The organism is Streptomyces sp. NPDC048338 (assembly GCF_043201055.1).
Classification (GTDB): Bacteria; Actinomycetota; Actinomycetes; order Streptomycetales; family Streptomycetaceae; genus Streptomyces.
Window position 1 is genome coordinate 133,026 of the sequence record NZ_JBICYQ010000015.1, and the last position, 14,258, is coordinate 147,283.

13 protein-coding genes are annotated in these 14,258 nt (G+C 69.7%); 12 read left to right on the forward strand and 1 reads right to left on the reverse strand.

Annotated features, from left to right (window positions below; genetic code table 11):
- Window positions 1-71 precede the first annotated feature (71 nt).
- On the reverse strand, window positions 72-881 hold the full coding sequence (locus ACGFZF_RS30975; RefSeq protein ID WP_393559563.1) for a C40 family peptidase: 810 nt from the start codon (window positions 879-881) through the stop codon (window positions 72-74).
- 708 nt (window positions 882-1,589) lie between these two features.
- On the opposite strand from ACGFZF_RS30975, the gene ACGFZF_RS30980 reads away from it, so the two are divergent.
- The 12 genes from ACGFZF_RS30980 to nuoL all read left to right on the forward strand — a co-directional run bounded on the left by ACGFZF_RS30980 (window position 1,590) and on the right by nuoL (window position 14,257).
- On the forward strand, window positions 1,590-1,949 hold the full coding sequence (locus ACGFZF_RS30980; protein WP_147976063.1) for an NADH-quinone oxidoreductase subunit A: 360 nt from the start codon (window positions 1,590-1,592) through the stop codon (window positions 1,947-1,949).
- 17 nt (window positions 1,950-1,966) lie between these two features.
- Window positions 1,967-2,521 (forward strand): NuoB/complex I 20 kDa subunit family protein, encoded by a 555-nt coding sequence (locus tag ACGFZF_RS30985; RefSeq protein WP_393559566.1) that lies wholly within the window; start codon window positions 1,967-1,969, stop codon window positions 2,519-2,521.
- A complete protein-coding gene (locus ACGFZF_RS30990) occupies window positions 2,518-3,249 on the forward strand; it encodes an NADH-quinone oxidoreductase subunit C (RefSeq protein ID WP_393559568.1) in 732 nt (243 codons plus the stop codon). Before ACGFZF_RS30985 ends, ACGFZF_RS30990 begins: the two co-directional genes overlap by 4 nt.
- Complete coding sequence (locus ACGFZF_RS30995) at window positions 3,246-4,568, forward strand: NADH-quinone oxidoreductase subunit D (RefSeq protein ID WP_147976060.1); 1,323 nt, start codon at window positions 3,246-3,248, stop codon at window positions 4,566-4,568. The genes ACGFZF_RS30990 and ACGFZF_RS30995 overlap by 4 nt, the downstream gene beginning before the upstream one ends.
- Window positions 4,565-5,314, forward strand: coding sequence for an NADH-quinone oxidoreductase subunit NuoE (nuoE, locus tag ACGFZF_RS31000; RefSeq protein ID WP_356599817.1), 750 nt, complete (start codon window positions 4,565-4,567; stop codon window positions 5,312-5,314). The genes ACGFZF_RS30995 and nuoE overlap by 4 nt, the downstream gene beginning before the upstream one ends.
- Window positions 5,311-6,663, forward strand: coding sequence for an NADH-quinone oxidoreductase subunit NuoF (gene nuoF, locus ACGFZF_RS31005; RefSeq protein WP_393559570.1), 1,353 nt, complete (start codon window positions 5,311-5,313; stop codon window positions 6,661-6,663). The genes nuoE and nuoF overlap by 4 nt, the downstream gene beginning before the upstream one ends.
- Window positions 6,660-9,149: an NADH-quinone oxidoreductase subunit G gene (locus ACGFZF_RS31010; protein ID WP_393559572.1), complete on the forward strand. Its 2,490-nt coding sequence runs from the start codon at window positions 6,660-6,662 to the stop codon at window positions 9,147-9,149. Before nuoF ends, ACGFZF_RS31010 begins: the two co-directional genes overlap by 4 nt.
- Window positions 9,150-9,261: 112 nt before the next feature.
- Complete coding sequence (gene nuoH / locus ACGFZF_RS31015; protein ID WP_393559574.1) at window positions 9,262-10,659, forward strand: NADH-quinone oxidoreductase subunit NuoH; 1,398 nt, start codon at window positions 9,262-9,264, stop codon at window positions 10,657-10,659.
- Complete coding sequence (gene nuoI / locus ACGFZF_RS31020) at window positions 10,634-11,230, forward strand: NADH-quinone oxidoreductase subunit NuoI (protein WP_393559576.1); 597 nt, start codon at window positions 10,634-10,636, stop codon at window positions 11,228-11,230. Before nuoH ends, nuoI begins: the two co-directional genes overlap by 26 nt.
- Window positions 11,227-12,054, forward strand: coding sequence for an NADH-quinone oxidoreductase subunit J (locus tag ACGFZF_RS31025; protein WP_393559578.1), 828 nt, complete (start codon window positions 11,227-11,229; stop codon window positions 12,052-12,054). The genes nuoI and ACGFZF_RS31025 overlap by 4 nt, the downstream gene beginning before the upstream one ends.
- The gene (gene nuoK / locus ACGFZF_RS31030) at window positions 12,051-12,350 is read left to right on the forward strand and encodes an NADH-quinone oxidoreductase subunit NuoK (RefSeq protein ID WP_030214504.1); all 300 of its coding nucleotides are present in this window, start codon (window positions 12,051-12,053) and stop codon (window positions 12,348-12,350) included. Before ACGFZF_RS31025 ends, nuoK begins: the two co-directional genes overlap by 4 nt.
- Before the next feature lie 11 nt (window positions 12,351-12,361).
- On the forward strand, window positions 12,362-14,257 hold the full coding sequence (nuoL, locus tag ACGFZF_RS31035; RefSeq protein ID WP_393559580.1) for an NADH-quinone oxidoreductase subunit L: 1,896 nt from the start codon (window positions 12,362-12,364) through the stop codon (window positions 14,255-14,257).
- The last annotated feature ends 1 nt before the right edge of the window (window position 14,258 follow it).

The window sequence follows — 14,258 nt, forward strand, 5'->3', positions numbered from 1 at the left end:
CTCCCCCGAGGAGTGACGGCTTTTCACTGTCTTGGCAAGGAAAGCGACGGAGAATCCCGAAGCGTCCGAAATCAGAGGATACGCACGGCTCCGGACGGCATGTCCCAGTCCAGGGAGCGCTCGACCACGCCGGTGGACGGGTTCTGCGCGCCGACGTACTTGCCGCCGCCCACGTAGATGGCCACGTGGTACGAGCCGCTGCGGCTGCCCCAGTAGAGGATGTCGCCCGGCTGGAGGCTGCTCAGCGAGACGGACGTGCCCATGCTGGACTGCGAGCTGGAGACGCGGGGCAGGTCGATGTTGGCCTGGCGGTACGCGGCCTGCACGAGGCCCGAGCAGTCCCAGGAGTTCGGGCCGGTGCCGCCGGACACGTAGGCGTCGCCGAGCTGCGCCTTGGCGAAGGCGACGATCGCCGCGGCGGAGCCGGTGGCGACCTGCGAGGTGCTGTCGGAGGAGTCGCTCGCGGAGTACGCGGACAGCGAGGTGCGGCTCGCGGTGCGCGAGGCGCGGTCACGGGCCTCTGCGCGGGCCTTCTCCGCCTTCTCGGCCTCGGCCTTGCGGTCGGCCTCCGCCTTGGCCTTCTTGGCCGCCTTGGCGGCCTTCTGGAGGGCGGCGTCCTCCTGAGCGCGCAGGCTCTGGTCGAGGGCCTCCTGCTGGGACGCCTCCGCCGACGCGGAGACGACGCTCGCCAGGTCGGTGTCGAGCGAGCCCAGCGTGGGCATCTCGATGGTCTCGGTCAGCGGCTCGGCGTTGGCCGGCCCGGCGGCACCGGCCACCGCGATGGTGCTGAGTACGCCACCGGCAACTCCGGCCCGGAACGCGAGCTTCGAAGCGCTGCGGCGGGGCTTCCGGTGGCTGGGTATATGAGCGGTCTGGGACATAGGGACAACCGCTATCAGGCGATCGCGGTTCCCATCAAGAAACGTGTGTTGCGCCACAGTTACGACCGGAACCTCTCAATCCGCTTCTCTGAGGCCCTTATTGACGCCTTAACGGGCAAATCGGGCATCGGCGATCAAGCCCTTGATCATGGGTTTTCCGCGAAACGTCCGAATTGACCGCCACTTACCACCTCTTCACACCGATGGCCAAGCCCCGCTTTCCCGGGATGGGTGCGGGTGTGGCGCAGGTCACATGGAGGCGCCCTCCGGGCGCCGACGGCCCTCGTGAACGGCTGCACGCGTCCACTTCGGTACGCGGAGGCCCCCGACCGGGCGACGGCGGGATCCTTTATCACTCGGTCGACCAGTGTCGCCAATTTGCTTGTACAGCCCAACTCTTGATAGTGCACACCCCCTTCGACCAGCGGTTTCGGGTCCGGATGTCACAACTGGTGATCACCTGGGCGCTTCGCGTGCCAAGATCACCGCTCATCCGACTTGATGATCGTTCGTCAGGTGGTGGAGATCACAAAGTCCTTGGTGCACCCCGTGTCGCAGATCACAGAGGGGCGGGCATAGGATGCGGGACAGTCGGGCTTGTGAACTGCCTCACATGTACGCGATCTTCGCGTGGCTGTGGGCTGCTGAACGAGGAAGACCCCGACGGTGCGGTCCAACGGTCAAGGACGACTGGAAGGAGCGAGGAGCGTGAATGCGTACGCGCCCATCCTCGTGCTCGGCGCCCTGGGTGCGGGGTTTGCGATCTTCTCCGTGGTCATGGCCACGCTAATCGGCCCAAAACGGTATAACAGGGCGAAGCTTGAGGCGTACGAGTGCGGTATCGAGCCGACGCCCAAGCCGGTCACGGGCGGTCGCTTCCCCATCAAGTACTACCTGACGGCGATGCTCTTCATCGTCTTCGACATCGAGATCGTCTTCCTCTACCCCTGGGCGGTCACCTTCGACGCCCTGGGGCTTTTCGGGCTCGTGGAGATGCTGCTCTTCGTGCTCACCGTCTTCGTCGCCTACGCCTACGTGTGGCGGCGCGGCGGCCTGGAATGGGACTGAGGGGCTGAGGGGCACCTATGGGACTCGAAGAGAAACTGCCGAGCGGTTTCGTGCTGACGACGGTCGAACAGGCCGCGGGCTGGGTGCGCAAGGCGTCCGTCTTCCCCGCGACCTTCGGCCTCGCCTGCTGCGCCATCGAGATGATGACGACCGGCGCCGGGCGGTACGACCTGGCGCGCTTCGGCATGGAGGTCTTCCGCGGCTCGCCGCGCCAGGCCGACCTGATGATCGTGGCCGGCCGGGTCAGCCAGAAGATGGCGCCCGTCCTGCGGCAGGTCTACGACCAGATGCCGAACCCCAAGTGGGTCATCTCCATGGGCGTCTGCGCCTCGTCGGGCGGGATGTTCAACAACTACGCGATCGTGCAGGGAGTCGACCACATCGTCCCGGTCGACATCTACCTGCCGGGCTGCCCCCCGCGCCCCGAGATGCTGCTGGACGCGATTCTCAAGCTCCACCAGAAGATCCAGGGCTCCAAGCTCGGCGTGAACGCGGAGGAAGCGGCCCGCGAGGCGGAGGAGGCGGCACTGAAGGCGCTGCCGACGATCGAGATGAAGGGCCTGCTCCGGTGAGTGACGAGACACCCAATCCCGAGAAGGACCTCTCCTCGCAGAACCTGCCGGGGCAGCGTGGGGAGCACGGTGAGGAGGTCCGCGTCCAGCGCGGGATGTTCGGCGCGAACGACGGCGGCGACACCTCCGGCTACGGCGGCCTCGTCCGCTCGGTGCGCCTGCCCGGCGAGGCCGCCCGCCCGTACGGCGGCTGGTTCGACGAGGTGGCCGACGAGCTCGAGGGCGCCCTGGACGAGCAGGGACTGCTCCCGGAGAGCGCGATCGAGAAGACGGTCGTCGACCGCGACGAGCTCACGTTCCACATCGCGCGCGAGCACCTCGTCCGGGTGGCGAGGACCCTGCGCGACGACCCGGCGCTGCGCTTCGAGCTGTGTACGGGCGTCTCCGGTGTCCACTACCCCGGGGACAAGGGCCGCGAGCTGCACGCCGTCTACCACCTGCGGTCGCTGACCCACGGCCGGCTGATCCGTCTGGAGGTGTCCGCCCCGGACACCGACCGGCGCATCCCGTCGCTCACCGCGGTCTATCCGACGAACGACTGGCACGAGCGCGAGGCGTACGACTTCTTCGGCATCGTCTTCGACGGCCATCCCGCCCTCACCCGGATCATGATGCCGGACGACTGGCAGGGCTTCCCGCAGCGCAAGGACTACCCCCTCGGCGGCATCGCCGTCGAGTACAAGGGCGCCCAGATCCCGGCTCCCGACCAGCGGAGGTCGTACTCGTGACTACCCCATCGGCAAGCGCGCGCGAGACCACCGAGGGCACCGTCTACACGGTCACGGGTGGGGACTGGGACGAGGTCGTCCAGTCCGCGGCCAAGGCGGACGACGAGCGGATCGTCGTCAACATGGGTCCCCAGCACCCGTCCACGCACGGCGTGCTCCGGCTGATCCTGGAGATCGACGGCGAGACCGTCACCGAGGCCCGATGCGGCATCGGCTACCTCCACACCGGCATCGAGAAGAACCTCGAGTACCGGACGTGGACGCAGGGCACCACCTTCGTCACGCGCATGGACTACCTCACCTCGTTCTACAACGAGACGGCGTACTGCCTGGGCGTGGAGAAGCTGCTCGGCATCACCGAGCAGATCCCGGACCGCGCCAGCGTCATCCGCGTCCTGCTCATGGAACTCAACCGGCTCTCCTCCCACCTGGTGTGCATCGCCACCGGCGGCATGGAGCTGGGCGCCACCACGATCATGATCTACGGCTTCCGGGACCGCGAGATGATCCTGGACCTGTACGAGCTGATCACCGGCCTGCGCATGAACCACGCGTACATCCGCCCCGGCGGCCTCGCCCAGGACCTCCCGCCCGGCGCCGTCGACGCCGTGCGCGAGTTCGTGAAGACCATGAAGAAGAACCTGCCGGAGTACGACAAGCTCGCCACCGGCAACCCGATCTTCAAGGCCCGCATGCAGGACGTGGGCTACCTCGACCTCACCGGCTGCATGGCGCTCGGCGCCACCGGCCCGATCCTGCGCTCCGCGGGCCTCCCGCACGACCTGCGCAAGACGGACCCGTACTGCGGCTACGAGAACTACGAGTTCGAGGTCCCCACCGCCGACACCTGCGACTCCTACGGCCGCTTCCTCGTGCGGCTGGAGGAGATGCGGCAGTCGCTGCGGATCGTCGAGCAGTGCCTGGACCGCCTGGAGCCCGGCGACGTCATGGTCGGCGACAAGAAGATCGCCTGGCCGGCGCAGCTCGCGCTCGGCACGGACGGACTCGGCAACTCCCTCGACCACATCAAGAAGATCATGGGCACCTCCATGGAGGCCCTGATCCACCACTTCAAGCTGGTGACCGAGGGCTTCCGCGTGCCGGCCGGACAGGCCTACGCGGCCGTCGAGTCGCCCAAGGGCGAGCTCGGCGTGCACGTCGTCAGCGACGGCGGCACCCGCCCCTACCGGGTCCACTTCCGCGACCCGTCCTTCACCAACCTGCAGGCCATGGCGGCGATGTGCGAGGGCGGCCAGGTCGCCGACGTCATCGTCGCCGTCGCCTCCATCGACCCCGTGATGGGAGGCGTCGACCGATGACCGACAACGCTTCGTCGACGAACCTGGGCATGCCCCAGCTTCCCGCCCCCGCCTACCCGGCCGACGTCCGGGCCCGGCTGGAGGCGGACGCCAAGGAGATCGTCGCCCGCTACCCGGGGTCCCGCTCCGCGCTCCTGCCGCTGCTGCACCTGGTGCAGTCGGAGGAAGGTCACGTCACCCGCACGGGCATGCAGTTCTGCGCGGACGTCCTCGGCCTGACCACGGCCGAGGTCACCGCGGTGGCGACCTTCTACACCATGTACCGCCGCAAGCCGTCGGGCGACTACCAGGTCGGCGTCTGCACCAACACGCTCTGCGCGGTCATGGGCGGCGACGCCATCTTCGAGGAGCTCAAGGAGCACCTCGGCGTCGGCAACGACGAGACCACCGCCGACGGCAAGGTCACGCTGGAGCACATCGAGTGCAACGCGGCCTGCGACTTCGCGCCGGTGGTGATGGTCAACTGGGAGTTCTTCGACAACCAGACGCCCGAGACCGCCAAGCGGCTCGTCGACGACCTGCGGGCCGGACGTCCCGTATCACCCACCCGCGGCGCGCCCCTGTGCACGTACAAGGAGACCGCCCGCATCCTGGCCGGTTTCCCCGACGAGCGCGAGGGGGCCGTCGAGGCCACCGGCGGGGCCGGCCCGGCCTCGCTCGTCGGGCTGCGCCTGGCCAAGGGCGAGACCCCGCACCACAAGATCGTCCACCCGCGCGGCGAGTCAGCCAGTGGGGAGGGGGAGTGATGACCTTGGCAGCCGAGATCAACAGCAGCAGCCCCGAGAAGCTTCTCGCGCCCGTCCTGTCGGCGTTCTGGGACCAGCCGGACTCCTGGACCCTGGAGACGTACAAGAGGCACGAGGGCTACCAGGGCCTGAAGAAGGCGCTCGCGATGTCGCCCGACGACCTCATCGCGTACGTCAAGGACTCCGGACTCCGCGGACGCGGCGGCGCCGGCTTCCCCACCGGGATGAAGTGGCAGTTCATCCCGCAGGGCGACGGCAAGCCGCACTACCTCGTCGTCAACGCGGACGAGTCGGAGCCCGGGACCTGCAAGGACATCCCGCTCCTCTTCGCCAACCCGCACTCCCTCATCGAGGGCATCGTGATCGCCTGTTACGCGATCCGCTCCCAGCACGCCTTCATCTACCTGCGCGGCGAGGTCGTCCCCGTACTGCGCCGGCTGCACGAGGCCGTGCGCGAGGCGTACGAGGCCGGCTATCTGGGCGAGAACATCCTCGGCAGCGGACTCGACGTCGAGCTCACCGTGCACGCGGGCGCGGGCGCGTACATCTGCGGCGAGGAGACCGCCCTGCTCGACTCGCTCGAAGGGCGCCGCGGCCAGCCCCGGCTGCGTCCCCCGTTCCCCGCGGTCGCCGGTCTGTACGCCTGCCCCACCGTGGTGAACAACGTCGAGTCCATCGCGTCGGTTCCCGCGATCATGAACCGCGGCAAGGACTGGTTCAAGTCGATGGGCAGCGAGAAGTCCCCCGGCTTCACGCTCTACTCGCTCAGCGGCCACGTTGCCTCGCCCGGCCAGTTCGAGGCCCCGCTCGGGATCACCCTGCGCCAGCTGCTCGACATGAGCGGCGGGATGCGGCCCGGCCACCGGCTCAAGTTCTGGACCCCCGGCGGATCCTCCACACCGATGTTCACCGACGAGCACCTGGACGTCCCGCTGGACTACGAGGGCGTCGCCGCGGCCGGCTCGATGCTGGGCACCAAGGCGCTGCAGTGCTTCGACGAGACCACCTGTGTGGTGCGGGCCGTCACCCGCTGGACGGAGTTCTACGCCCACGAGTCCTGCGGCAAGTGCACGCCCTGTCGTGAAGGCACCTACTGGCTGGTCCAGTTGCTGCGCGACATCGAGGCGGGCAAGGGACGGATGTCCGACCTCGACAAGCTGAACGACATCGCCGACAACATCAACGGCAAGTCGTTCTGCGCGCTCGGCGACGGCGCCGCCTCCCCGATCTTCTCCTCGCTGAAGTACTTCCGCGAGGAGTACGAGCAGCACATCACCGGCCGCGGCTGCCCCTTCGACCCGGCCAAGTCGACCGCCTGGGCGGACAACCACAAGGAGGTGACCGCATGACCGTCATCGCGTCCACCCCCAGCGGCGGCGGCAGCGCGGCCGTACCGCCCGAGGACCTCGTGTCGCTGACCATCGACGGCGTCGAGATCTCCGTCCCCAAGGGGACGCTGGTCATCCGCGCCGCGGAGCAGCTCGGCATCGAGATCCCGCGCTTCTGCGACCACCCCCTCCTCGACCCGGCCGGCGCCTGCCGCCAGTGCATCGTCGAGGTGGAGGGCCAGCGCAAGCCGATGGCCTCCTGCACCATCACCTGCACCGACGGCATGGTGGTCCGCTCGCAGCTGACCAGCCCGGTCGCCGAGAAGGCCCAGCACGGTGTGATGGAGCTGCTGCTCATCAACCACCCGCTGGACTGCCCGGTCTGCGACAAGGGCGGCGAGTGCCCCCTGCAGAACCAGGCGATGTCGCACGGCCAGGCCGAGTCCCGCTTCGAGGGGCGGAAGCGGACCTACGAGAAGCCGGTCCCGATCTCCACCCAGGTGCTGCTCGACCGTGAGCGCTGCGTGCTGTGCGCGCGGTGCACCCGCTTCTCCAACCAGGTCGCCGGCGACCCGATGATCGAGCTGATCGAGCGCGGCGCGCTCCAGCAGGTCGGCACCGGCGAGGGCGACCCCTTCGAGTCGTACTTCTCCGGCAACACCATCCAGATCTGCCCGGTCGGCGCGCTGACCTCGGCGGCGTACCGCTTCCGCTCCCGGCCCTTCGACCTGGTGTCGACCCCCGGGGTCTGCGAGCACTGCGCCGGCGGCTGCGCCACCCGGACCGACCACCGGCGCGGCAAGGTCATGCGACGTCTGGCGGCCGAGGACCCGGAGGTCAACGAGGAGTGGGTGTGCGACAAGGGGCGGTTCGGCTTCCGGTACGCGCAGCAGCGCGACCGGCTGACGACCCCCCTCGTCCGCAACGCCGAGGGCGTCCTCGAACCCGCCTCCTGGCCCGAGGCCCTGGAGGCGGCGGCCCGCGGCCTGGTCCGCGGCCGCACCGGTGTCCTGGCCGGCGGCCGGCTGACCGTCGAGGACTCCTACGCGTACGCCAAGTTCGCGCGGGTCGCCCTCGACACCAACGACGTCGACTTCCGGGCCCGGGTCCACTCCGGCGAGGAGGCCGACTTCCTGGCCTCCCAGGTCGCCGGACGCGGACGGGACCTGGACGGCGCGGGCGTCACCTACACCTCCCTGGAGGCCGCCCCGGCGGTCCTCCTGGTCGGTCTCGAAGCCGAGGAGGAGGCCCCGGGCGTCTTCCTGCGGCTGCGCAAGGCCTGGCGCAAGCACGGCCAGCGGACCTACGCGATCGCCTCGCACGCCACCCGCGGTCTGACGAAGGCGGGCGGCACGCTGCTGTCCGCCGCACCCGGCACCGAGACGGAGTGGCTCGACGCGCTCACCTCCCGGGTCGGTCTCGACGAGGCCGGCGCGGACGCGGCCGAGGCCCTGCGCCTCGACGGCGCCGTCATCGTGGTCGGCGAGCGGCTCGCCGCCGTGCCGGGCGCGCTGACCGCGGCCGTCCGCGGCGCGACGGCCACCGGGGCGAAGCTGGTGTGGATCCCCCGCCGGGCCGGCGAGCGCGGCGCGCTCGAAGCCGGCGCCATCCCGACGCTGCTGCCCGGCGGCCGTCCGGCCACCGACCCGCGGGCGCGGGAGGAGGTCGCCGCGGCCTGGGGCGTACGCGAACTCCCGCACGGCTACGGCCGTGACACGGGCCAGATCGTCGAGGCCGCCGCCGTCGGCGAACTGGGCGCGCTGCTCGTCGGAGGCGTCGAGGTCCGCGACCTGCCGGACCCGGCACGGGCCCGCGAGGCGCTCGACGCGGCCTTCGTGGTGTCGCTGGAGCTGCGGCCGAGCGAGGTCACCGACCGGGCGGACGTGGTCCTGCCGGTCGCGGCGGTCGCCGAGAAGCCCGGCACGTTCCTCAACTGGGAGGGCAGGGCACGGCTCTTCGAGGCCGCGCTCAAGCCCGAGCAGATGACCCGGCGTCTCGCACCGTCGGACGCCCGGGTGCTCCACATGCTCGCGGACGCCCTCGACGCGCACCTGGCGCTGCCCGACCTGCGGTCCGTCCGGAGGGAGCTGGACCGGCTGGGCGGCTGGGCGGGGGAGCGGGCCTCGGAGCCCGCCGAGCCCGCGCAGCCCGCGGCCCGGCCGGGCGACGGCGAGGCCGTCCTCGGCGGCCACCGGCTGCTGCTCGACCTGGGCCGCCTGCAGGAGGGCGACACCGCCCTGGCCGGCACCCGGCACGCGGCACCGGCCCGGCTGTCGGCCGCCACCGCCGCCGAGACCGGCGTCAAGGACGGCGACCTCCTCGCGGTGACCGGCCCGGCGGGCTCGGTCCACCTCCCGCTCCAGGTCACCGAGATGCCGGACCGGGTGGTGTGGCTGCCGCTGAACTCCACCGGCGGCGGCGTCCTCTCCGACACCGGCGCCCACCCGGGCGACCTGGTACGCATCGGTCCCGCGGGTGCCGCCGACGCGGCGGAGGTCCGGTCATGACCGCGCCCCTCGCCCGCCCGGCCGCGGGCCGCGGGCCCGCGGGGCGGCGCCCCCGCTTCCCCCTCGTCAGGCCGGGCACAGCCCGGGCCGTAGCCGCTCCGGAGGTGCGCGCATGACCGCCCTCGCTCCACTCGCGGAGGCACAGCGCAGCGTGCTCGCCGCCGAGGACCTGTCCATGTTCGGCACGGACCCCTGGTGGCTCGTCGCGATCAAAGCGGTCTTCTGCTTCGCCTTCCTGATGATCACCGTGCTCTTCTCCATCGTGTGGGAGCGCAAGGTCGTCGCCTGGATGCAGCTGCGCATCGGCCCGAACCGGCACGGCCCCTGGGGCCTCCTCCAGTCCCTCGCGGACGGCATCAAGCTGATGCTGAAGGAGGACGTGATCGTCAAGCGGGCCGACAAGGTCGTCTACATCCTCGCGCCGATCATCGCCGCGGCCCCGGCGTTCATGGCGATCGCCGTGATCCCCTTCGGCCCGGCCGGCAACGAGGTCTCGATCTTCGGCCACCGCACCTCGATGCAGCTCACCGACCTGCCGATCGCCATGCTCTACGTGCTGGCCATCGCCTCCGTCGGCATCTACGGCATCGTGCTCGCCGGCTGGTCCTCCGGCTCGACCTATCCGCTGCTGGGCGGTCTGCGCTCCTGCGCGCAGATGATCTCCTACGAGATCGCGATGGGCGCCGCGTTCGCCTCCGTCTTCCTCTACTCGGGGTCGATGTCGACCTCGGCGATCGTGGAGGCGCAGGCCGACCGCTGGTTCATCGTCCTGCTGCCGGTGTCCTTCATCATCTACGTGGTCACGATGGTCGGCGAGACCAACCGTGCCCCGTTCGACATGCCGGAGTCCGAGGGCGACCTGGTCGGCGGCTTCAACACCGAGTACTCCTCGATCAAGTTCGCGATGTTCATGCTCGCCGAGTACGTGAACATGGTGACGGTCTCGGCCGTCTCGGTGACCCTCTTCCTGGGCGGCTGGCGGGCTCCGTACCCGATCTCGACCTTCTGGGAGGGCGCGAACCACGGCTGGTGGCCGCTCCTCTGGTTCGTCGTCAAGGTCCAGCTGCTGCTCTTCTTCTTCATCTGGCTGCGCGGCACACTGCCCCGCGTCCGCTACGACCAGCTGATGAAGCTCGGCTGGAAGGTCCTCATCCCGGTCTCGGTGCTCTGGCTGATGCTGGTCGCCACCGTCCGCGCGCTGCGGAACGAGAACTACGGGTTCCAGACGATCGTGCTGTACGTCGCCGGAGCGGTCATCGCCGTGCTGCTGCTCTCCTTCATCGCGGACATGTTCCGCGACAGGAAGGCCAAGAGCGAGGCCGCCGGTGCCGCACCCGAGGACACCCGCCCCTTCGACCCGATGGCCGGCGGATTCCCCGTACCGCCCAAGCCGGGACAAGCCCTGCCGCCGGTCCCGCGGCGCCGGTCCCGCCGCGACCGCGACCTGGTCGTCAGCGGCGGCCCCGATTCTGCTACTGCGAGCGATGGAAAGGAGACGGACGGTGTCTGATTTCCAGAACCCGGTGGCCGGCTTCGGCGTGACCTTCAAGGCCATGTTCAAGAAGCGGCTGACCGAGCAGTACCCGGAGCAGCAGAAGACGACGGCGCCGCGCTTCCACGGCCGGCACCAGCTCAACCGTCATCCGGACGGACTTGAGAAGTGCGTGGGCTGCGAACTGTGCGCCTGGGCCTGCCCCGCGGACGCCATCTACGTGGAGGGCGCGGACAACACCGACGAGGAGCGCTACTCCCCGGGTGAGCGGTACGGCGCGGTCTACCAGATCAACTACGCCCGCTGCATCCTGTGCGGACTGTGCATCGAGGCGTGCCCCACGCGGGCGCTCACGATGACCAACGAGTTCGAACTGGCCGACTCCTCCCGCGAGAACCTGATCTACACCAAGGAGCAGCTCCTCGCGGGCCTGGAGGAGGGCATGGTCGACTCCCCGCACGCCATCCACCCCGGGACGGACGAGCAGGACTACTACCGGGGGCTGGTCACCAAGGCCGCGCCGGGCACGGTCCGGCAGGTCGCCGCCTCCAAGGGGGAGAAGGGCGAGCCGGAGGAGGTGGACGCATGACCGCCGACCTCGCGGCGTACACCACCTCGGGTGGTGAGGCCTTCCAGTTCTGGGTCCTCGGCACCGTCGCCGTCATCGGCGCCCTGTGCACGATCCTCATGAAGAAGGCCATGCACAGTGCGCTGTGCCTGGCGGGCACCATGATCATCCTCGCCGTCTTCTACCTCGCCAACGGCGCGTACTTCCTCGGCATCGTCCAGATCGTCGTCTACACCGGCGCGATCATGATGCTCTTCCTCTTCATCGTCATGCTGGTCGGCGTCACGGCCGCGGACTCGCTGAAGGAGACCATCAAGGGGCAGCGCTGGTGGGCCGCGGCCTGCGGGCTCGGCTTCGGCGTGCTGCTCATCGCGGGCATCGGCCAGGCGTCGCTCACGGAGTTCAACGGACTCGGCGCGGCCAACAGCGCGTACGGCGGCAACGTCGAGGGCCTCGCCGCCCTCATCTTCACCAAGTACGTCTTCGCCTTCGAGATCACCGGCGCGCTGCTGATCACGGCGGCGGTCGGCGCGATGGTGCTCACGCACCGCGAGCGCACCGAGAAGGCCCGGACCCAGCGCGAGCTGTCCGAGCAGCGCGTGCGCGAGGGCAAGCACGTGCCGCCGCTGCCCGCCCCCGGTGTCTACGCCCGGCACAACGCCGTGGACGTCCCCGGTCTGCTGCCCGACGGCACGCCCGCCGAGCTGACGGTCATGCAGACCCTGCGCAAGCGCGGTCAGATCCGGGACGTGTCCACCGAGGCACTGGCCGACCTCAAGGCGCTGGAGCAGCGCTCCGAGGAGCGGCTCGGCCGGGACCGGGACGAAGAGGAGGCCACCCGGTGAACCCCGTCAACTACCTGTATCTCGCGGCCCTGCTGTTCACCATCGGCGCGGCCGGGGTGCTGATCCGGCGCAACGCGATCGTGGTGTTCATGTGCGTGGAGCTGATGCTCAACGCCTGCAACCTGGCGTTCGTCGCCTTCTCCCGGATGCACGGCAACCTCGACGGCCAGATCATCGCGTTCTTCACGATGGTCGTCGCCGCCGCGGAGGTCGTGGTCGGGCTCGCGATCATCGTGTCGGTCTTCCGGGCGCGCCATTCGGCCTCGGTCGACGACGCCAGCCTGATGAAGCTGTGAGGGGCTGAACCGTGGAGAACCTGATTGCGCTGCTCATCGCGGCGCCCCTGCTGGGAGCGGCCGTCCTGCTGTGCGGCGGCCGCCGCCTGGACAAGACCGGGCACTGGCTCGGCACCGTGCTCGCGGCCGTCTCCTTCGTCATCGGCGTCGTCCTCTTCGCCGACATGCTCGGCCGGAGCGCCGACGCCCGGGCCCTGCACCAGACGCTGTACACCTGGATCCCGGTCGAGGGCTTCCAGGCGGACATGGCCTTCCAGCTCGACCAGCTGTCGATGACCTTCGTCCTGCTGATCACCGGTGTCGGCACGCTCATCCACGTGTACTCGATCGGGTACATGGAGCACGATGAGCGCCGCCGCCGTTTCTTCGGCTACCTCAACCTGTTCGTCGCGGCGATGCTGCTGCTCGTCCTCGCGGACAACTACCTGCTCCTGTACTTCGGCTGGGAGGGCGTCGGCCTCGCCTCGTACCTCCTGATCGGCTTCTGGCAGCACAAGCCCAGCGCGGCGACCGCCGCCAAGAAGGCCTTCCTGGTCAACCGGGTCGGCGACATGGGCCTGTCGATCGCCATCATGATCATGTTCACCACCTTCGGGACCTTCGCCTTCGGGCCGGTCCTCGGGTCGGTGGACGGGGCGAGCGAGGGCACGCTGACGGCGATCGCCCTGATGCTGCTCCTCGCGGCCTGCGGCAAGTCGGCCCAGGTGCCGCTGCAGTCCTGGCTCGGTGACGCGATGGAGGGCCCGACCCCGGTCTCGGCCCTGATCCACGCCGCCACCATGGTCACCGCCGGCGTCTACCTGATCGTCCGCTCGGCCGACATCTTCAACGCCGCCCCGGACGCCCAGCTCGTGGTCACCGTGGTCGGCGCGGTCACGCTCCTCTTCGGTGCGATCGTCGGTTGTGCCAAGGACGACATCAAGAAGGCGCTGGCCGGCTCCACGATGTCGCAGATCGGCTACATGATCCTGGCGGCGGGTCTCGGCCCCATCGGCTACGTCTTCGCGATCATGCACCTGGTGACCCACGGCTTCTTCAAGGCCGGGCTCTTCCTCGGCGCCGGTTCGGTCATGCACGGCATGAACGACGAGGTGGACATGCGCCGTTACGGCGGCCTGCGGAAGTACATGCCGGTCACCTTCGTCACCTTCGGCCTCGGGTACCTCGCCATCATCGGCTTCCCGGGACTGTCCGGCTTCTTCTCCAAGGACAAGATCATCGAGGCCGCCTTCGCCAAGGGCGGCACCGAGGGCTGGATCCTCGGCGCGGTCACCCTGCTGGGCGCCGCCATCACCGCGTACTACATGACCCGCGTGATGCTGATGACCTTCTTCGGCGAGAAGCGCTGGCAGGCGGACGAGAAGGGCGACCTGCCGCATCCGCACGAGTCGCCGAAGTCGATGACCGTCCCGATGGTCCTGCTGGCCGTCGGCTCGGTGTGCGCCGGCGCCTTCTTCAGCATCGGCGACCGCTTCGTGACCTGGCTGGAGCCGGTGACGAGCTTCGAGCACGGGCACCCCCCGATCAGCGCCGGGGCCATCACCTCCGCCACGGTCGCGGTCATGGTGATCGGCGTCGCCGTCGCCTACGTCCAGTACGGCCGCAGGCCGGTCCCGGTCGTCGCGCCGCGCGGGTCGCTGCTCACCCGGGCGGCCCGCCGCGACCTCCTCCAGGACGACTTCAACCACGTCGTCTTCGTCCGGGGCGGCACCCACCTCACCCGCTCCCTCGTCTACGTCGACCACAGCCTGGTCGACGGCGTGGTCAACGGCACCGCCGCCTCGGTCGGCGGCCTGTCCGGCCGGCTGCGCAAGCTCCAGAACGGCTACGCCCGCACGTACGCGGTCTCCATGTTCGGAGGTACGGCGGTGCTGATCGCCGCGACCCTGCTGATGAGGGCGGTGTAAC